Consider the following 17808-nt stretch of genomic DNA (forward strand, 5'->3'; position numbering starts at 1 on the left):
GCCGTTCCCAAGGCGAATACCGTAGCGCGCAGCGCGGAGGTTGCCTTATGAGCGACAGCCCCATCCTGCACTACCTGTTCGACCCGCTGTGCGGCTGGTGCTACGCGGCCGCGCCGCTGGTCCAGGCGGCACGCACGGTGCCGGGCCTCGCGATCGCGCTGCACGGCGGCGGCATGATGACCGGCGCCAACCGCCGGCCGATCACGCCCCAGTGGCGCGACTACGTGATGCCGCACGACCGGCGCATCGCGCAACTCACGGGCCAGCCCTTCGGCGAGGCCTACTTCGAAGGCCTGCTGCGCGACACCACGGCGGTGATGGATTCCGAACCGCCGACCACAACCATCCTCGCGGCCGAAGCGCTCGGCGGCCGCGGGCTCGATCTGCTCCAGCGCCTGCAGCGTGCCCACTACGTCGAGGGGCGCCGCATCGCCGACACGGCGGTGCTGCATGAACTCGCGATCGACATCGGGCTCGACGGCGACGCGTTTGCAGCCCTGTTCGCACAACAGGCGAGCGAAGGCACCCGGCAACACATCGCCGACAGCCGTGCGCTGCTGGCACGCGTCGCCGGCGGCGGCTTTCCGACCTTCGCGTTGGCGCGCGGCGACGGCCGCCTCGAACGCATCGACGCCAGCGCGTGGCTGGGCCGGCCCGAGGCCTGGCGAGAGCAGCTGGCGCAGATGACGCAGCAAGCAGCCTGAGCCCTCGACTTTTTCCGTTTTCGTTCAACCAGGAGTCATTTCATGAGCAACATCGCCATCCTCGGCATCACGGGCCGCGCCGGCTCGCGCGTCGCTACCGAACTGCTGCAACGCGACCACACCGTCACCGGCATCGCGCGCAACACCGCGAAGGCCGAAGCCAAAGCGGGCCTCAGCCTCCAGCAGGCCGACGCCACGCAGCTCGACGCGCTGGTGCCGCTGCTGCGCGGCCACGACGCCGTGATCAGCTCAACCCACTTTGCGGGCGGCATCGATGCAGCAAGCGCCATCGCTGCCGCGAAGAAGGCCGGCGTGCCGCGCCTGCTGGTGGTCGGCGGCGCCGGCAGCCTCGAAGTAGCGCCGGGCAAGGCGCTGGTGGACACGCCCGAATTTCCCGCCATGTACAAGACGGAAGCGCTGGCGGGCCGTGCGTTTCTCGAGGCACTGCGCGCCGAAAAGGAGCTGGACTGGACCTTCATCTCGCCCTCCGCGTTCTTCGAGCCCGGCGAGCGCACCGGCAGCTACCGGCTCGGCGGCAACCAGTTGCTGGCCGACGCCAACGGCAAGAGCTGGATCTCGATGGAGGACTACGCGATCGCGATGGCCGACGAGATCGAAAATCCGGAGCATCCGCGCCAGCGGTTCACCGTGGGGTATTGACTAACCCCCAGGCTTGCTCGCCTCGCGTAGCCGCCAACCCCCTTCCAGGGGGCGCCGCCTGCGGCCAGGCGAAGCCGGTTCCGCGGCGGCTCCCGATGGGAGCGCGCCGCTAAGCCTCCAGCGTCGTCTTCATGACGCGCATGCCCTCGTCGATCATCGCGCCGATCGCGCCTGCCGCCTCGTGCGGCAGCAGATCGGCGATCCAGACCATCCGGCTGCGCTGGTCGCCCTCGGCGAACACCTGCATCGATGCGTTGTAGTGCGTGAGCTGGCCGCCGGTCGCCGACCACGCCAGCCGGCGCGCGGCATCGTCGAGATCGATGATCGCCTCCCGCACCACCAGGCCGTTGCCGAAGGTGACGATGCGGGCCTCGCCCTTGCTCTCGAGCCGGCAGTCGGTCACGAAGCCCGGCACCAGGCGGTGGTGAATTTCGCCGATGTCGCGCACGACTTCCCAGATCTGCTCGGCGCTCGCCGCGACCTGTATTTCGCGTCGAATGGATGCCATGGACGTTCTCCTTTCAGTTGCATGCGAAGGATGTCTCGTTCCAGAAACACCGCGGAACCGGCTCCGCCGGGCCGCTGGTGTTGCCCCCGGTGAGGGGGTTGGCGGCCACACGAAGTGGGCAAGCCTGGGGGTGAGCCTCACCTCAGCAGTTGATCGACCAGGCGCTGGTCCTCGTCGTAGATCCAGCACTCGGCGAGCCGGCCGTCGCGCACGCTGTATCGCAGCAGCCGCTCCAGCACATGCGTCGCGCCATCGCGCTCGAACTGCTCGACCGCGACGATCACCCCGAAGTGCTCGCCCGCGAGCACGTCGCGGATGGACACAAGCCGCCGGCTCGTTTTCTCCTTCACCTGCTTGAGCAAGGCCAGGCAGGCCACCTTGCCCCGGTGAACGCCAGCCAGCGGCCCGCCGCCGAAGTAGTGGAAGACCACCTCGTCGTGGTAGCAGTCGAATATGGTCTTCAGATCGTTGGCCGCCCAGGCGTCTGCGTAGCGCCTGACAACCTCGCGCACCGCGCTTTCGGATGACGAGCTCATGAATCCTCCAGACGGATGAACCGATCCTAGGCGTGCAGGGCGAGGCGTTCTTGGAAAATCTTGCGGTCGCCGCGCGCCGCCTGCCTGAAGCGCCGCGGCGACACGCCGGCCGCGCGATGAAAGCTGCGCACGAAGTTCGAGAGATCGCTGAAGCCGACGTCGAGCGCCACCTCCGTGACCGGCCGCGCGCCCGTTGCCAGAAGTTGCGCGGCATGCCGAAGGCGCGTGCGCACCAGGTACTGGTGCGGCGTGACGCCGAGCACGCGCGAGAACAGGCGCAGGAAATGGAAGGAACTGAGGCCGACCTGCTGCGCTGCCTGGTCGAGATCGATCGCTTCGTGCGAGCGGGCCTCCAGCCAGAGCGCCGCCTCGACCGCCCGGCGCCGGTCGAGGGCAGTCACCTGAATCGCGCCGGGCTCGCGTTCACCGGCGAGTGCGACGAAGCGCGCGGTGAACAGCAGCGCGACCTCGTCGAGCCCGAGGTCGTTGCCGCCCTCGATCGCCGCCTGCGCCAGCTCTCCCAGCACCATCAGTTCAGGCAGCGGCGGCAAGCCGACGGTGCGCCAGATGCCGCGGCGTGAACCGATCTCGTCCATCAATTCCGGCGACAGATGAAAGGACAGGCACTCGTCGCCGCGCTGGTGGTGCTCGTGGGTGCAGACGTACTCGTCGCCCGAGCGGCCGACCAGCACCGAGCCGGCGACCATGTCGAACAAGCGGCCGCCGCAGCGGTAACCGAAGCTGCCCTTGCGCACGTACGAGACCGAGTTGTTGCAATGCAGTTCGGCAAACACCAGGTCGGATGGACCCGCGTCGCAGCGGTAGTCGATGACCGAGATCGAACCTTGGTGAAGCGCCTTCGTCGTGACCATGATCGAGCCAGTGTAGGCCCGATCATTGTTCAGCGCGCGACGCCCAGCAGCCGCTCCAGCACCTCGGGCTGCGTTCGCAGCGTGGCCGCGCGATCGGCATGCACCACCGTGCCGTGGTCGAGCACCACCGCCTCGTCGGAGATCGCGAGGATGGCCTGCGGATGCTGCTCGACGATGATCGCCGCCAGCCCTTCGTCCTGCGTGATGCGGCGGATCGCGCGCAGCAGCTCTTCGACGATGATCGGCGCCAGGCCTTCCAGGGGCTCGTCGAGCAGCAACAGCCGCGGGTTGACCACCAGCGCGCGCCCCACCGCCAGCATCTGCTGTTCGCCGCCCGACAGCTGCGTGCCGAGATTGCTCTTGCGCTCGGCCAGGCGCGGGAACATCTCGTAGACGCGTTGCGGGTTCCACTTGCCTGGTCGCTCGACTGCGCTCAGGTTCTCGTGCACCGTGAGCGACTTGAAGATATTGCGCTCCTGCGGCACCCAGCCAATGCCGGCCGCCGCGCGCTGGTGTGGCGAGAGCTTGTGCAGCGCCACGCCGCCGAGGGCGATGCTGCCGCCATGCTGGCGTGTCGCACCGGCCAGCGTATTGATCAGCGTGGTCTTGCCGGTGCCGTTGCGGCCCAGCAGCGCCAGGGTCTGGCCTTCGCCGAGGGTGAGCGCGATGTCGTGCAGGACCACGGCTTCGCCGTAGCCGGCACTGAGCTTCTCGATGCGCAGCAGCTCAGACATGGACAGCCCCCTGACCCAGATAGACCTCCTTGACCTTCGGATCGTTCGCGATCGTGTCGGGGTCACCCTCGGTGAGCAAGGCTCCGTTGACCAACACCGTCATGCGGTCGGCAAAACTGAACACCAGGTCCATGTCGTGCTCGATCAGCAGCACCGACACGTCGGCCGGCAAGGCCGCCACGGTCTGCAGCAGCTCCTCGCGCTCGCCGGCCGGCACGCCGGCCACCGGCTCGTCGAGCAGCAGCACGCGCGGCTCGCAGGCCAGCGCGATCGCGATCTCGAGCAGGCGGCGCTTGCCGTAGGCCAGCTGCCGCGTCTGCTGCTGCGCAACGTCGCCCAGATGGAATTGCTCGAGCAGTTGCGCAGCCCGCTCCGACACCTGGGACGACGAGCCCAGCGGCCGCCACCACTGCGCGGCCAGCCCGGCCTGCTGCGAGATCACGAGCGCCAGCGTTTCCAGCGGCGTCATCGAGTCGAAGAGCTGGTTGATCTGGAAGGTGCGCACCATGCCGCGCGCCACGCGGCGGTGCGGCGCCAGGCGCGTGATGTCCTCGCCTTCCAGCACGATGCGGCCGGCCGTCGGCGTGAGCACACCCGTCAAGAGGTTGATCAGCGTGGTCTTGCCGGCGCCGTTGGGCCCGATCAGTGCGTGGCGCGCGCCGCGCTTCAGGTTCAGCGTCACGTTGTCGGTGGCCGTGATGCCGCCGAAGCGCATCACGAGGCCGGTGGCCGAGAGAACGATGTCGTTCATGGCTTGGCACTCCGGCGCGCGCCGAACCAGGTCCAGGGCTTCAACAAGCGGTCGCGTCCTACCAGCACCAGCAGCACCAGGATCAGCCCGATCCAGAACATCCAGTACTGCGGCGTCACCGCCGAGAGCCAGTTCTGCAGCAGCTTGAACACGATCGCACCCGTCACGCCGCCGTAGAGCCAGCCGACGCCGCCGATCACCAGCATCAGCAGCACGTCGGCCGAGCGGTCGAAGGCCAGCACGTCGAGCGAGGCGAAGCCGGTGGTCTGCGCGAGCAGTGCACCCGCGGCGCCGGCGACCGCGGCGGCCACGGTGTAGATCACCGCGATGCGCGAGATGACCGGAACGCCGATCGCCATCGCGCGCAGGCGGTTGTCGCGAATGGCCTTCAGCGTGGCACCGAAGGGCGAATGCACAATCCGCCGCATCAGCAGGAACAAGACCCCCATCACGGCCAGCGAGTACCAGGCCGCCGTGCGGCCGTAGAGATCGAACTCGAACAGTCCCAGCACCGGCCCCATCACCACGCCCTGCAGGCCGTCGGCGCCGCCGGTCAGCCAGTCGAGCTTGTTCGCAAGCTCGAGCAGCAGCAGCGCGGTGCCGAGCGTGACCATGAGCCGCGTGAGGTCGCTGCCGCGCAGGATCGTGATGCTCGCCAGCGCGCCCAGCGCGGCGCAGAGCAGCACCGCAACGACCAGGCCCACCGTCGGATCGGGCATCACGAGCTTGGCGAACAGCGCGGCCGTGTAGGCGCCGAAGCCGAAGAAGGCCGCATGCCCCAGCGACACGATGCCGGTGTAGCCCAGGATCAGGTCGAGCGACATCGCGAACAACGCGACGATCGCGATCTCGTTGATCAGCAGCGCGTGCGAGGGAAAAATACCCGGCAGCACGAAGGCCACGGCCCAGACCGCGAACTCCCACGGCCGCCAGCGCGCCTTCTGCACAAGAGACTTCTGGAAATCCATCACTTCCCTCCCCTGCGCGTGAACAGGCCCTGCGGCCGCCACATCAGGATCAGAATCATCAGCAGGTAGACCGTGAAGGCGCCCATCTTCGGAATGAAATACTTGCCCGCCACGTCGGCAATGCCAAGCAGCAGCGCGGCCAGCAAGGGCCCGGTGATCGACGAGGTGCCGCCGACCGAGACCACGATCAGGAAATAGATCATGTACTTGAGCGGGAAGGTCGGGTCCATGCCGAGAATCTCGGCGCCGAGCGCGCCGCCCAGGCCCGCGAGCCCCGAGCCGACCGCGAAGGTCAGGAGGAACACCACGTTGACGTTGATGCCGAGCCCGGCCGCCACGCGCGGATCGTCCACCGCCGCGCGCAGCCGGCTGCCGAAGCGCGTCTTCGACAGGATGAGCTGCAGCACCACGGTGAGCACCGCGCACACGGCGATGATGAAGAGCCGGTAGTGCCCCATGCCCAGCAGCCACGGATCGGCCCCGATCTCGGTGCGGCCGCGCAGCCATTCGGGCAGGTGGATGTTCTGCTGCGAGGAGCCGACGAAGTAGTCGATGGCCGCCACCGCCATGAAGGCCAGGCCGATCGAGAACAGCACCTGGTCCAGGTGCGGCTTGCCGTACATCGGCCGGTAGAGCGTGCGTTCGAGCAGCGCGCCCGCCAGGCCGACGACGATGAAGGCAAGCGGCAGGCAGGCCAGGAAGGGCAGGCCCAGCTTCTGCATCGCGAACACCGTGAGATAGCCGCCGGCCATCGCGAAGGCGCCGTGCGCGAGGTTGATGAAGTTCATCAGGCCCAGCGTCACGGCCAGGCCGACCGCGAGCACGAACAGCAGCATGCCGTAGGCGATGCCGTCGAAAAGAATGGTCAACATACAAAAGGCCGTTCGGGCTGAGCTTGTCGAAGCCTTCGACAGGCTCAGGCCGAACGGGGATGGGCCGAACGACGGGGCCTCACTTCGCCTTGCCCGGGTCTTTGACCGCCTTGATCACGTCGAACTCCACGTTGTAGAGCTGTCCGTCCTTCTTCTCGACCTTGCGCAGATACACGTCCTGCACGATGTCGCGCGTCTGCGCATCGATCAGCACCTGGCCGCGCGGGCTCTCGAAGATCTGGCCCTTCATCGCGGCCAGCAACGCATCGCCGCCGCCCTGGCCCTTGGTGGTCTTGAGCGCCTCGTAGATCACGCGCATGCCGTCATAGCCGCCCATGGCCATGAAGTTGGGACGCATGTTCTTGTTGGCCTTCTGGAAGGCCTCGACGTACTTCTTGTTGAGCGCCGAGGGGTGCGCGGCCGAATAATGGTGCGTGGTGACCACGCCCAGCGCGCCCTCGCCCATGTCGTTGAGCTGGTCGTCGTCGGTCACGTCGCCGGTGGCGATCATCTTGATGCCGGCCTTGTCCATGCCGCGCTCGATGAACTGCTTCATCACCGCCGCGCCGGCACCCGAGGGCACGAAGACGAACAACGCATCGGGCTTGGCATCGCGCACCTTCTGCAGGAAAGGCGCGAAGTCGGGGTTGCGCAGCGGCACGCGCAGCGAATCGATCACCTTGCCGCCGTTGAGCTGGAAGCGCTCCTTGAAGTACTTCTCGGCGTCGTTGCCCGGGCCGTAGTCGGTGACCAGCGTGACGACCGACTTGATGCCGTTCTTCGGTGCCCAGTCGCCCATCGCGACCGAGACCTGCGGCAGCGTGAAGCTGGTGCGCACGATGTAGGGCGAGGCCTCGGTGATGCTCGAGGTGGCCGCCGCCATCACCACCATCGGCGTCTTCGACTGGGTCGCGATGGGCGCGGTGGCCATGGCCGAGGGCGTGATGCCGAAGCCGGCCAGCACGTTGACCTTGTCGTTCACCACCAGTTCCTGCGCGAGGCGCTTGGTCACGTCGGGAAGGCTGGTGTCGTCCTTGACGACGAGCTCGATCTTCTTGCCCGCCACGGTGTCGCCGTTTTGCGCCATGTAGAGCCGGGCGGCGGCTTCGATCTGGCGGCCGGTGGTGGCCTGCTGGCCCGTCATCGGCAGCACCAGCCCGATCTTGAAAGTGTTGCCCTGGGCCTGGGCCTGGGCCAGCGGCATGGCCAGCGCAATGGCCGCAAGGCTCGCGGCCTGGACAAGGTGGCGACGTTGCATGGAAGTCTCCTTTTTGCTGAAAGCGGAATGCTGGCTATTGTGAACAAACGAAACTGCGATCGCGCCGAGGCAAACACCTAGCGCTGCGCTGGGGCTGCATGTTTCTGCGCGATTAGTCAACGGGGCGCGCGATGATCGCGCAAAGCCTTTCGGCGCTTCATGGACTTTCGGGACGCCATGCCGAATCGATGGTGATCGTTCCGACCGCGCGCGATACGCAGGCGCAGATGCGCTGGCCCTGCTCTTTCTCGTGCTCGCTCAGGAACACGTCGCGGTGGTCGATCTCGCCCTCGACCGCAAGCACGTCCATCGCGCACAGCCCGCATTCGCCGCGCCGGCAATCCCAGAGGGTCTGCACGCCGGCGGCTTCGAGCGCCTCGAGCAGGGTGCCGTCGGCCGGCACGGTGATCGCCAGGTCGTGGCGCGGAATGCGCACCTCGAAGGCCTGCGCCGCCAGCCGGCCGCTGCTGCCGAAGGTCTCGAAGCGCAAGTCGGCCGGCACGCGGCCGGCGGCGGCCCAGGCGCGCTTGACGGCTTCGAGCATCGGCACCGGCCCGCAGGTGTAGAGCTGGCCGCCGGCCGGCAGGGCCGCGATCTCGGCGGCGAAGTCGATCGGCGCGCTGCCGGTGTGGGCCTGCACGTTGGCGCCCAGCGCCTCCTGCAGCGTGGGCAGGTAGGCCAGTTCCTCGGCGCTGCGCGCCCCGTAGAGCATGCGCACACGCACGCCGTTGCGCTCGGCCAGCGCGCCCAGGCGCTGCGCCATGAAGACCAGCGGCGTGATGCCGATGCCGCCTGCCACCAGCAGGTAGCCCGGCGCCGTGGTGTCGAGGCCGAAGTGGCTCTGCGGCTCGGCGACGAGCAATCGGTCGCCGATCGCCAAGCGCCACATCGCGAGCGAACCGCCGCGGCCATCGTCCAGGCGCTTGACCGCGATGCGCCAGGAACGTTCGTCGGGCTCGCCGACGACCGAGTAGGAGCGCGTCTGCATGCGCCCCGAGCCCGGTGCGCCGACCAGCACCTGCACCTGCAGATGCGCGCCGGGCTCGTGCGTCGCGGCAATGCCCGACTCGGGCGTGATCTCGAACTCGCGCACGGTCGGCGTCAGGTCGCGCAGGGCGGTGATGCGCGCGGGCATCCAGTGGGTATCGCTTTTCATCAGGCTCTGCGGCGAATCAATTGCACGCCGGGCAAGGGGTGGTTCTGCGCGCCGTGCAGCGCCTCGCGCAGGTTGCGCTGCGCGAGGCGGCTGTGCTCGCGCATCAGCGCCTCGGCGCGCGAGCCTTCGCGGTTCTCGATCGCATCGAGCACCTGGCCGTGCTGGTCCTGCGCGATCAGCAGCATGTCGCGCGCGGCCGGCGAGTTCGCCTGCACCACCACGAAACCCGAGGGCGAAGCGAAAGGCAGGTTGATCACGCGTTCCAGCTGCTGCGCGATCAGCGGACTGCCCGCCATCTCGGACAGAAGCCGGTGGAACTGCTCGTTGAAAGTCACATAGCGCGAGAAGGCCGCATCGTCGAGCGCGGGCTCCTTCAGCAGTTCGTCGATGCGCTTCAGGCAGGCACGCGCCTCGCGCAGCACCACCGGCGCCGCGCCGCGCTCGGCCGCGAGCCGCGCCGACAGGCCTTCGAGCGTGCCGCGCAGTTCGATGGCGTCGGACACGTCGCGCTCGGAAAAAGTGCGCACTGCGTAGCCGCCGTTGGGCAGGGCTTCGAGCAGGCCTTCCTGCTCGAGCCGCATGAGCGCGCTGCGCACCGGCGTGCGCGACACCCCCAGCAGCTCGGAGATCGCCACCTCGGCGATGCGCGCGCCGCCGGGCAGCTCGCCGGCCAGCACCATCTCGCGCAGCCGCAACTGGGCCTTGACGGCTTGCGAGCTGCCGACTTCCGAAGGCTCGGTTGCGACGATGCTCACGTGCGCTCCCCCGCCGCTTCGGCCGCGGGCCGGATCGGAATGGCAGCTGTTCGCGGCCTTTCCTTCGCGATCATCTGGTCGATGAGCCGTCGCGCCCACATCGCGCCGGCGTCGATGTTGAGGTTGTAGAAGCTGTAGTCGGGCCGCTCGTCGATGGCGCGCTGCTGGGCTTCGAGCACCAGCTCGTCTTCGCGGAAGATGCCGGCCACGCCTTCGCGCAGCTCGTGCGTGAGGCGCTGCTCGCCGATGCAGTAGTTGCGCGCGAAAGCCCAGAAATAGAGGCAGCTCTTGTCGGTCTCGGGCGTGATGGTGTTGAGCACGTAGCCGTTGACGCCCTGGCTGCGGTCGCCCGCCGCGCCGTCGCGCGGCACCGCGCCGCTGCCCGCCTCGGCCACGCCGACATCGATGTTGACGGTGCAGGGACCCTCGAAGCGGATGATCTGCCAGCGGTCGACCTTGCCCTGGTAGCCGTGGGCATGCCGGATCTGCGCGGCCCAGAATGGCGGCGCATCGATGTTCTCCATCCAGCGCGTGACGGTGGCCGAGCGGTCGCCGTGGGTCGCGACGAAGGGCGCCTCCGCCACCGCGCGGTTGCCGATCGAGGAGCCGTGCACGAAGGTCTCGTGCGTGAGATCCATCAGGTTGTCGACCACCAGCCGGTAGTCGCAGGCCACGCGGATCATCTTGCCGTCGCCGGCCCAGGCCGGGTCGTCGTTCCAGTGCATGTCGGGCACCAGCGCCGGGTCGGCCTTGGCCGGATCGCCGGGCCAGACCCAGACGAAGCGGTGCTTCTCGACCGCCGGGTAGGCGCGCACGCAGGCCGACGGGTTCAGCGTCTCCTGGCTCGGCATGTGGGTGCAGCGACCCTGGCTGTTGTAGACCAGGCCGTGGTAGCCGCAGACCAGCTCGTCGCCATCGAGGCGGCCCATCGACAGCGGCATCAGCCGGTGCCAGCAGGCGTCTTCCAGCGCGGCGACCTGGCCGTCGGTGCGCCGGTACAGCACCAGTTTCTGGTTGCAGACGGTGCGTGCCAGCAGCGCGTGCTTGAGCTCGACGTCGTAGGCGGCCGCGTACCAGGCGTTGAGTGGAAAAGGGCTTGAAGAGGTGCTCATGGGATACTCAATGTATACATTTGAGCCGGTATTTCCAACACTTTTCGGCTAAAACGAGGGTAAATACCGACTTCACTGTATCCAGCGCGGTCCATCGGCATGAGATTACGATCGACCGTACTTTTTCTGATTTCGACGGAGCATCCCATGTCCCAGCACGCCCGCCTGCCTGCCCGCTACGACCACGTCGGCAGCTTCCTGCGCCCCAAATACCTGCTCGAAGCCCGCGAGCAAAAAGCCAAGGGCGAGATCACGCCCGAACAGCTTCGCGGGGTCGAAGACAAGGCCATCACCGAGATCGTGAAGTTCCAGGAGGACATCGGCCTCAAGAGCATCACCGACGGCGAGTTCCGCCGCACCTACTTCCACATCGACTTCCTCGAGCAGCTCGGCGGCGTGAAGACCGACATCCCGGTCACCATCAAGAAGCCCGACGGCACCGAGGAGCTGGCACCGCCGGTGATGCGCGTCATCGACAAAGTGACGCACGCGAAGTGCATCCAGCTCGCGGACTTCGAGTACCTCAAGAGCCAGGTGTCGGCCGGCAACACGCCCAAGGTCACGATCCCCTCGCCCACCATGCTGCACTTCCGCGGCGGCCGCGCCGGCATCAGCAAGGTGGCCTACCCCGAACTCGACCCTGAGTTCTACGACGACGTGGCCAGGGCCTACGGCGACGAACTGCGCTCGCTGGCCGCGGCCGGCTGCACCTACGTGCAGATGGACGACACCAACCTCGCCTACCTGTGCGACGAGAAGATGCGCGAAGCCGCCCGCCAGCGCGGCGACGACCCCAACGAGCTGCCGCACCGCTACGCCGCCTTCATCAACAAGGTGGTGGCGCAGAAGCCCGAAGGCATGATCCTCGCGATGCACCTGTGCCGCGGCAACTTCAAGAGCACGCATGCGGCGGCCGGCAACTACGAGCCGGTGGCCGAGGCGCTGCTCAAGGAGATGGACCTCGACGCCTACTTCCTCGAGTACGACGACGCCCGCTCGGGCGACTTCCGGCCGCTGCGCTTCCTGCCCAAGGGCAAGACCGTGGTGCTGGGCCTGGTGACCACCAAGTTCGGCGAGATGGAAGATAAGGACGAGCTCAAGGCGCGCATCGAGGCAGCCGCCAAATACGTGCCGCTGGAGCAGCTCGCGCTCTCGCCGCAATGCGGATTCTCGAGCACGGTGCACGGCAACAACATCGCCGTCGAGGCGCAGCGCGCGAAGCTGCGGCTGGTCGTGGAAACCGCACAGGAGGTGTGGGGCTCCCTCTGAGGTGCACGCGAGGTGAAGTCGGGGCATGATCGCGCTCCATGAAGCTCTTCACCGGCCCCCTCAGCATGTTCGGCGCCAAGGCGCAGATCGCGGCGCTCGAAAAAAGCATCGCGATCGAAGCCGTGATGGTGTCCTTCGACCGCGACGACAACTACGAGCCCAAGCACCCCGAGGTGCTGCGCATCAACCCCAAGCGGCAGGTGCCGGTATTGATCGACGGCGAGGTCGAGATCTTCGACTCGACGCAGATCTTCGAGTACCTCGAAGACCGGGTGCCCGATCCGCCGCTGTGGCCGCGCGGCGTGGTCGAGCGGGCACGGGCGCGCCAGCTCGAGCACATGTCAGACGAGGTGTTCTTCCCGCACGTGATCAAGCTCATGGGCCTGCAGCACGACATGCAAAGCGAGGCCGCGGTGGCAGCCTGCGCCGCCTGCGCCCGTTTCTATGTGCAGATGGAACATCGGCTGGCGCACGGCGACCACCTCGCCGGCTCCTATTCGTTTGCCGACATCGCCTTCTACATGGCGCAGGTGTTCGCTGACCGCAAGGGCGCAGGCATGACCGGCGACACGCCGCGCCTTCTGGTCTGGCGCGAACGCGTGGGTGCGCGGCCCGCGGTGCGCGAAGTGGTCGGCCCGATGATGAGGTTCCTGGCCTCGCAAGGACGCCCGGTGCCCCTGGCCCTCCAGTCGCATCTCGCGTGAACCGCATCGACGACCTGCTCGACTGGCTGCCCTCGCCGTCGCAGCATTTGCTGGTCGTCACCTTCGCGCTGCTCGTTTACGTGCTGACGACGCGCGCAAGGCGCGAGCAGCGCGCGCCCAGCACCGCCATTTCATGGGTGATGGGTCTCGTGCTGCTGCCCTACTTCATCCTGCCGATCTACCTGCTATTCGGCCAGCGCAAGCTGCGGCCCGCGGGCTCGCCGCGGCCGCGGCGCTCGGTACCTGCCGGGCACTGGGCTGCCGACCTGGTCGAAAGTTTCGGCCTCGCGGCGCCCGGACCTTGCGCGGTGCGCTTCCATGCCGACGGCGGCGCCGCACGCGATGCGCTGTGGGAAGTGATCGAGGGCGCGCGCACGCGCATCGACGTCTGCACCTTCATCATCGGCGACGACGCGCTCGGGCACGAGGCGATCAACCGGCTCTCGCGGCGCGCGCGCGAAGGCATCAAGGTGCGGGTGCTGCTCGACGGCTTCGGCGCCTTGTCGCTGCCGCGAAGCCACTTCGACACGCTGCGCGATGCCGGCGCCGAGGTGGCCGTGTTCCGCCCGATCTTCAGCCTGCGCCGCGCGGGTCCGCGCAACCTGCGCAACCACCGCAAGCTCACGATCGCCGACGACGGCTGGCTCTGGTCGGGCGGCCGCAACATGGCGGGCGAATACTTCCTCGGCAACCACGACTACCCGGTGGGCTGGCGCGACCTGTCCTTCGATTTGAAGGGCAGCGTGGCCACCGCGGCGGCGCGCCAGTTCGACCACGACTGGGCCTCGGTGCGCGGGCGCAAGCCGCGCGCCATCGCGGCCGCGGTGGCGCCGCCGGCTGGCGGCCTGGCGCAATTCCTGCCGAGCGGCCCCGACCAGACCGAAGACACGGCGCACGCGCTCCTGATCGACGCCTGCTTCCGCGCCGAGCACCGCGTGCTCGCGATCACGCCCTACTTCGTGCCCGGCGACGGCCTGCGCGATGCGCTGCGCCTGGCCGCGCGGCGCGGCGTGCAGGTCACGATCGCGATTCCCGCGCAGTCCAACCACCGGCTCGCCGATTTCGTGCGTGCCCGCGCCATGCGCGACCTGGCGCGCGCCGGCGTGATCTTCCGCATGCTGCCCTTCATGGCGCATGCCAAGGCGGTGGTGGTCGACGAAGAGCTCGCGCTGTGCGGCTCGATCAACCTCGACATGCGCAGCCTGCTGCTGAACCACGAGGCGGCGGTTGTGTTCTACGACCGCAACGAGATCGACTGGCTCGCGCAATGGATCGAGGCCACCGCCTCGGCCGGCGAGACCTACCGCGCGCGCCGTCCGGGCATCGTGCGCGACGTGGCCGAAGGACTGCTGCTGACCATCGCGTTCCAGCTTTAGGTCTTGTTGGTGTAGCTGGCGTTGCCAAGTCCGGTGCCGATGGTCAGCATCGCCCAGCGCTTCACGTCGCGCATGAAAGGCAATTCGCTCAGGCCCTGCACCACGGCATCGTTGTGCATCAGAACCAGGGCGGGCTCGCCGCCGATCGTCGGAATTTTTTTGCCCAGCTCGGTCGGCAGATGGAAGTGTTCGCTCTCCCAGTCGCCCGGCAGGTTCTGCGCGCCGCGCGCGATCGAGCCATCCTTGCGGATCAGGCCCGGGCAGCCGATGCCGATGAAGGGCGCCAGGCGGATGCCCTTCTTCGTGGCGTAGCGGATCTGATCGTGGAGCATGTCCACCAGGCGCTCGACCAGCACCTTGCGCGCCGGGCCGTCGTCCGCATGGCGCCACTTTTCGCGCCGCAGCACCTTCGCCTTCGACAGGTCCTTGGCGCGCTTGCGGCGCATCTTGACGATGCCGCAGCGCACGTTGGTGCCGCCGATGTCGATCGCGAGGATCGCGTCACGGCCTTTCAGCAGCGGCGGCGGTGCCAGGTGCAACCAGCCGAGCAATCCGCCGTCGTCGGTTTCGTGGCCGATGCGACCCAATTGCACGTCGATGCCCATGCCCTGGAGGATGGCCGCCGCCTGCAGCACCGCGCGCTCGCCGACGTCGCTCTCCGGGAAGCCGCCGCCGATCACGATGCGCTCCACGCCCTGCCATGACGGCTGGCGCAGGAAGCGTTCGATGACCCAGGCCAGCTCCTCGGCGAATTCCTCGATGGCGCCATGAACCATGTCGGCGGCCTCGGAGGTCTGGCCGGCTTTGAGCGTGGCGTCCAGCGTGCTCTTGGGCAGGTCCTTCGAATGCTTGGCGCCCAACGGGTCCCTGCCCCTCTTCCGGCGGCGCCGTCGCCAGCGCTCCAGCAGTTCCCTGAACGCCGTCTGGCTGGCCTGGTCGCCGATGAAGCCGTCCTTGTCGCGCAACTGGAGGCTGTAGCCCTCGACCAGCACCGTAGGCAGTTCTCGCGCGCCATGGATCTCGGGTGGGGGAAGCGAAGCTTTTTTCTTTCTCTTGTGGGATGCCATTGCGTCTTTCACAAAAATTCAGTCGGCCGTGGTCTCGAGGATCAGGCGCGCGGTTTCCTCCGGCGCGTCCCAATGCGGAAAGTGGCCGCAGCGCTCGAACCAGTGCAGGCGCGCGTCGGGAAAAAGCCGCTGCGCCCGCGCGGCTTGCTGCGGAAAACAGACGCGGTCCATGCGGCCCCAGCCGATCACAAGCGGCTTGCGCATGCTGCCGATGGTCGCGCCTTGCGGCGGCGCACCGTGCACGAGATCGCGCAACACCAGGTCGAAGGACCGCGCAGCAGCACAGCTGCGCATTTCCTCGAGCACAAGCGACGGCGCCAGCATGGCCGACTGCGCCGAAAACTGCGTGAGAAGAAGCCTGCGCGACCATTCGTGCGCGGTGATCGTGGGCATCGCGAACTGCAGCGCACGCACCAGCCGCACCGAGAGCCAGATCGAAGCGTGGAAGACCTGGCGCTCCCAGCCCGCCCAGAATCCGCCGGGGTTGAGCGAGATGACGCAACCCAGCACACCGCCGCGGCGCGCCAGTTCGAGCACCAGGCGCGCGCCCATCGAACTGCCGACGGCGTCGGTGCCGATCAGGTCGTGCTCGCGCAGAAACTCCGTGATGGCATTGGCCAGGGTCTGCAAGGAGACTTCTCCTGCCAGCGGCGGGCTCTTGCCGAAACCGGGCAGGTCGATCGCGACCACCGCGCGCTTGGCAGCCAGCGGCTCCATGATGGTTTGCCACGAGCGCCAGCTGCTGCCAAGCCCATGAACGAGCAGCAGGGGCTTTCCTTGACCGCGTCGGACGCAATTGATCAGCACCGATTCAGCTTGCGTTCATCTGGTGCGGCGCAGCATCAGCCCCGCACACCAGCTGCTGTAGGAAACCGGCCTGTCACGCCGATACACTGCGCTCGATGCATCCCTCGCGCCGTGCGTGGCTGACCGCCTTGTCCTGCCTGGGCCTGCTGCTCTGCGCGGCCTCGTCCTCGCACGCGCAGGAGGGAAGCCTGCGCGTCGGCTCCAAGCGCTTCACCGAGTCGTACATCCTGGCGGAAGTGCTGGCGCAGACCGCATCGCCTCATACGGCGAGCCCGCCCGTGGTGCGGCAGGGCCTGGGCAACACGGCCATCGTCTACGAAGCCCTGCGCTCGGGCGGCATCGATCTCTACACCGAATACACCGGCACCATCGGTCTGGAGATCCTCAAGAACCCGCAGCCGATGACGCGCGAGGCCATGAACGCCGCGCTCGCGCCGCTCGGGCTCGGCGCCGCCATCCCGCTGGGCTTCAACGACGGCTATGCGCTCGCGATGCGCGCGGCCGATGCGGACCGGCTCGGCGTGCGCAGCCTGAGCGACCTGGCACGCCACCCTGAACTGCGGCTCGGGCTCTCGAACGAATTCATCGGCCGTGCCGATGGCTGGCAGGGCCTGGCCGCGCGCTACGGCTTCGGCCAGAAGCCGACCGGCCTGGACCACGGCCTGGCCTACGACGCGATCGCAGCCAAACAGATCGACGTGATCGACATCTACACCACCGACGCCAAGATCGACCACCTCGGCCTGCGCGTGCTGGAAGACGACCGGCGCTATTTCCCGCGCTACGACGCGGTGCTGCTGTATCGCCTGGACGTGCCCACGCGCTTTCCGCAGGCCTGGGCCGCGCTGCAGAAGCTCGAAGGCCGCATCGACGAGCGCGCGATGATCGCGATGAACGCGCGCGCCGAACTGCAGGGCGTGGCTTTCGACGTGATCGCGCGCGACTTCCTGGCGCAGGGCAAGCACAGCGGGCCGGCGGGCGCCGAGAGCGCCGCGCGGGGCTTTGCCGCCAAGCTCTTCGGCCCCGACCTCGGTCGGCTGGCACGGCAGCATCTGCTGCTGGTGGCGGTCTCGGTCGGGCTCGCGATCCTGATCGCGGTGCCCTTGGGCATCCTCGTGTTTCCGCACCTGCGCTTGCGCGCCGTGGTGCTCGGCCTCACGGGCTTGCTGCAGACCGTGCCATCGCTCGCGATGCTGGCGGTGCTGATCTCGCTGATCGGCGCGATCGGCACCCTGCCGGCGCTGATCGCGCTCACGCTTTATTCGCTGCTGCCGATCATGCGCAACACGGTGACCGGGCTGGCCGAGGTGCCTGTGGGCCTGCGACAGGCTGGCACGGCGCTCGGGATGACCGGCAGGCAGAGCCTGCGGCTGGTGCTGTTGCCACTGTCGCTGCCGACGCTCTTGGCCGGTGTACGGACGGCAACGACGATCGCGATCGGGACGGCGACCATCGCGGCCTTCATCGGAGCCGGAGGCTTTGGAGAACGCATCGTGACCGGCCTTGCGCTCAACGACCGCGAGTTGCTGGTTGCGGGCGCGGTGCCGGCGGCGGTGCTGGCGCTGTTGAGCGAAGGGGTGTTCGAGCTGATCGAATACTGGCTGCGAAGGGGGCAACGACGCGCTTCATCTTGAGGCCTGGAGCCGGGGCGAACTCCCGGCTCCGGCGCCTCCAACCCCAACCCCAACCCTCTCCCGGA

19 protein-coding genes are annotated in these 17808 nt (G+C 68.0%); 6 read left to right on the forward strand and 13 right to left on the reverse strand.

What is annotated here, in order from left to right; all coding sequences use genetic code 11:
- Positions 1-47: 47 nt before the first annotated feature.
- Together ACSQ89_RS19250 and ACSQ89_RS19255 are read left to right on the forward strand one after the other, a co-directional pair.
- The gene (locus ACSQ89_RS19250) at positions 48-704 is read left to right on the forward strand and encodes a DsbA family protein (protein WP_436291066.1); all 657 of its coding nucleotides are present in this window, start codon (positions 48-50) and stop codon (positions 702-704) included.
- Between the two features lie 42 nt (positions 705-746).
- Positions 747-1364 (forward strand): NAD(P)-dependent oxidoreductase, encoded by a 618-nt coding sequence (locus ACSQ89_RS19255; RefSeq protein WP_436291065.1) that lies wholly within the window; start codon positions 747-749, stop codon positions 1362-1364.
- A gap of 109 nt (positions 1365-1473) precedes the next feature.
- Here the strand turns inward: ACSQ89_RS19255 and ACSQ89_RS19260 are convergent, their stop codons facing one another.
- The 11 genes from ACSQ89_RS19260 to ACSQ89_RS19310 all read right to left on the reverse strand — a co-directional run bounded on the left by ACSQ89_RS19260 (position 1474) and on the right by ACSQ89_RS19310 (position 10886).
- Entirely contained in the window at positions 1474-1872 is a 399-nt protein-coding gene (locus tag ACSQ89_RS19260; RefSeq protein WP_436291064.1) for an SRPBCC family protein, read from the reverse strand.
- Positions 1873-2009: 137 nt separating this feature from the next.
- The gene (locus ACSQ89_RS19265) at positions 2010-2408 is read right to left on the reverse strand and encodes a nuclear transport factor 2 family protein (protein WP_436291063.1); all 399 of its coding nucleotides are present in this window, start codon (positions 2406-2408) and stop codon (positions 2010-2012) included.
- Between the two features lie 26 nt (positions 2409-2434).
- Positions 2435-3280 (reverse strand): helix-turn-helix domain-containing protein, encoded by an 846-nt coding sequence (locus tag ACSQ89_RS19270; protein WP_436291062.1) that lies wholly within the window; start codon positions 3278-3280, stop codon positions 2435-2437.
- Between the two features lie 29 nt (positions 3281-3309).
- Complete coding sequence (locus tag ACSQ89_RS19275) at positions 3310-4014, reverse strand: ABC transporter ATP-binding protein (RefSeq protein ID WP_436291061.1); 705 nt, start codon at positions 4012-4014, stop codon at positions 3310-3312.
- Positions 4007-4765: an ABC transporter ATP-binding protein gene (locus ACSQ89_RS19280; RefSeq protein WP_436291060.1), complete on the reverse strand. Its 759-nt coding sequence runs from the start codon at positions 4763-4765 to the stop codon at positions 4007-4009. Before ACSQ89_RS19280 ends, ACSQ89_RS19275 begins: the two co-directional genes overlap by 8 nt.
- The gene (locus ACSQ89_RS19285) at positions 4762-5733 is read right to left on the reverse strand and encodes a branched-chain amino acid ABC transporter permease (RefSeq protein WP_093109897.1); all 972 of its coding nucleotides are present in this window, start codon (positions 5731-5733) and stop codon (positions 4762-4764) included. Before ACSQ89_RS19285 ends, ACSQ89_RS19280 begins: the two co-directional genes overlap by 4 nt.
- The gene (locus tag ACSQ89_RS19290; RefSeq protein WP_093109898.1) at positions 5733-6605 is read right to left on the reverse strand and encodes a branched-chain amino acid ABC transporter permease; all 873 of its coding nucleotides are present in this window, start codon (positions 6603-6605) and stop codon (positions 5733-5735) included. Before ACSQ89_RS19290 ends, ACSQ89_RS19285 begins: the two co-directional genes overlap by 1 nt.
- A gap of 79 nt (positions 6606-6684) precedes the next feature.
- On the reverse strand, positions 6685-7863 hold the full coding sequence (locus tag ACSQ89_RS19295) for an ABC transporter substrate-binding protein (RefSeq protein ID WP_436291059.1): 1179 nt from the start codon (positions 7861-7863) through the stop codon (positions 6685-6687).
- Positions 7864-8020: 157 nt separating this feature from the next.
- A complete protein-coding gene (locus ACSQ89_RS19300; RefSeq protein WP_093103235.1) occupies positions 8021-9019 on the reverse strand; it encodes a PDR/VanB family oxidoreductase in 999 nt (332 codons plus the stop codon).
- On the reverse strand, positions 9019-9774 hold the full coding sequence (locus tag ACSQ89_RS19305) for a GntR family transcriptional regulator (protein ID WP_093103233.1): 756 nt from the start codon (positions 9772-9774) through the stop codon (positions 9019-9021). Before ACSQ89_RS19305 ends, ACSQ89_RS19300 begins: the two co-directional genes overlap by 1 nt.
- Complete coding sequence (locus ACSQ89_RS19310; protein ID WP_093103232.1) at positions 9771-10886, reverse strand: aromatic ring-hydroxylating dioxygenase subunit alpha; 1116 nt, start codon at positions 10884-10886, stop codon at positions 9771-9773. The genes ACSQ89_RS19305 and ACSQ89_RS19310 overlap by 4 nt, the downstream gene beginning before the upstream one ends.
- A gap of 147 nt (positions 10887-11033) precedes the next feature.
- Here ACSQ89_RS19310 and ACSQ89_RS19315 point away from each other — a divergent pair, with 147 nt between their 5' ends.
- Genes ACSQ89_RS19315 through ACSQ89_RS19325 form a run of 3 tightly spaced genes read left to right on the forward strand, consistent with a single transcriptional unit; the run spans position 11034 to position 14235 of the window.
- The gene (locus ACSQ89_RS19315; RefSeq protein WP_436291058.1) at positions 11034-12155 is read left to right on the forward strand and encodes a 5-methyltetrahydropteroyltriglutamate--homocysteine S-methyltransferase; all 1122 of its coding nucleotides are present in this window, start codon (positions 11034-11036) and stop codon (positions 12153-12155) included.
- A gap of 38 nt (positions 12156-12193) precedes the next feature.
- Entirely contained in the window at positions 12194-12859 is a 666-nt protein-coding gene (locus ACSQ89_RS19320; RefSeq protein WP_436291057.1) for a glutathione S-transferase family protein, read from the forward strand.
- Positions 12856-14235, forward strand: coding sequence for a phospholipase D-like domain-containing protein (locus tag ACSQ89_RS19325; protein WP_436291056.1), 1380 nt, complete (start codon positions 12856-12858; stop codon positions 14233-14235). The genes ACSQ89_RS19320 and ACSQ89_RS19325 overlap by 4 nt, the downstream gene beginning before the upstream one ends.
- On the opposite strand, the gene ACSQ89_RS19330 is transcribed toward ACSQ89_RS19325, so the two are convergent.
- Together ACSQ89_RS19330 and ACSQ89_RS19335 are read right to left on the reverse strand one after the other, a co-directional pair.
- Positions 14232-15302: an ROK family protein gene (locus tag ACSQ89_RS19330; RefSeq protein ID WP_436291055.1), complete on the reverse strand. Its 1071-nt coding sequence runs from the start codon at positions 15300-15302 to the stop codon at positions 14232-14234. The genes ACSQ89_RS19325 and ACSQ89_RS19330 overlap by 4 nt on opposite strands.
- An 18-nt stretch (positions 15303-15320) precedes the next feature.
- The gene (locus tag ACSQ89_RS19335; RefSeq protein ID WP_436291054.1) at positions 15321-16109 is read right to left on the reverse strand and encodes an alpha/beta fold hydrolase; all 789 of its coding nucleotides are present in this window, start codon (positions 16107-16109) and stop codon (positions 15321-15323) included.
- Between the two features lie 95 nt (positions 16110-16204).
- Here ACSQ89_RS19335 and ACSQ89_RS19340 point away from each other — a divergent pair, with 95 nt between their 5' ends.
- Positions 16205-17743, forward strand: coding sequence for an ABC transporter permease/substrate-binding protein (locus ACSQ89_RS19340; protein ID WP_093103224.1), 1539 nt, complete (start codon positions 16205-16207; stop codon positions 17741-17743).
- Positions 17744-17808 lie beyond the last annotated feature (65 nt).

It is taken from the genome of Variovorax sp. LjRoot175 (assembly GCF_964253805.1).
Classification (GTDB): Bacteria; Pseudomonadota; Gammaproteobacteria; order Burkholderiales; family Burkholderiaceae_C; genus Variovorax.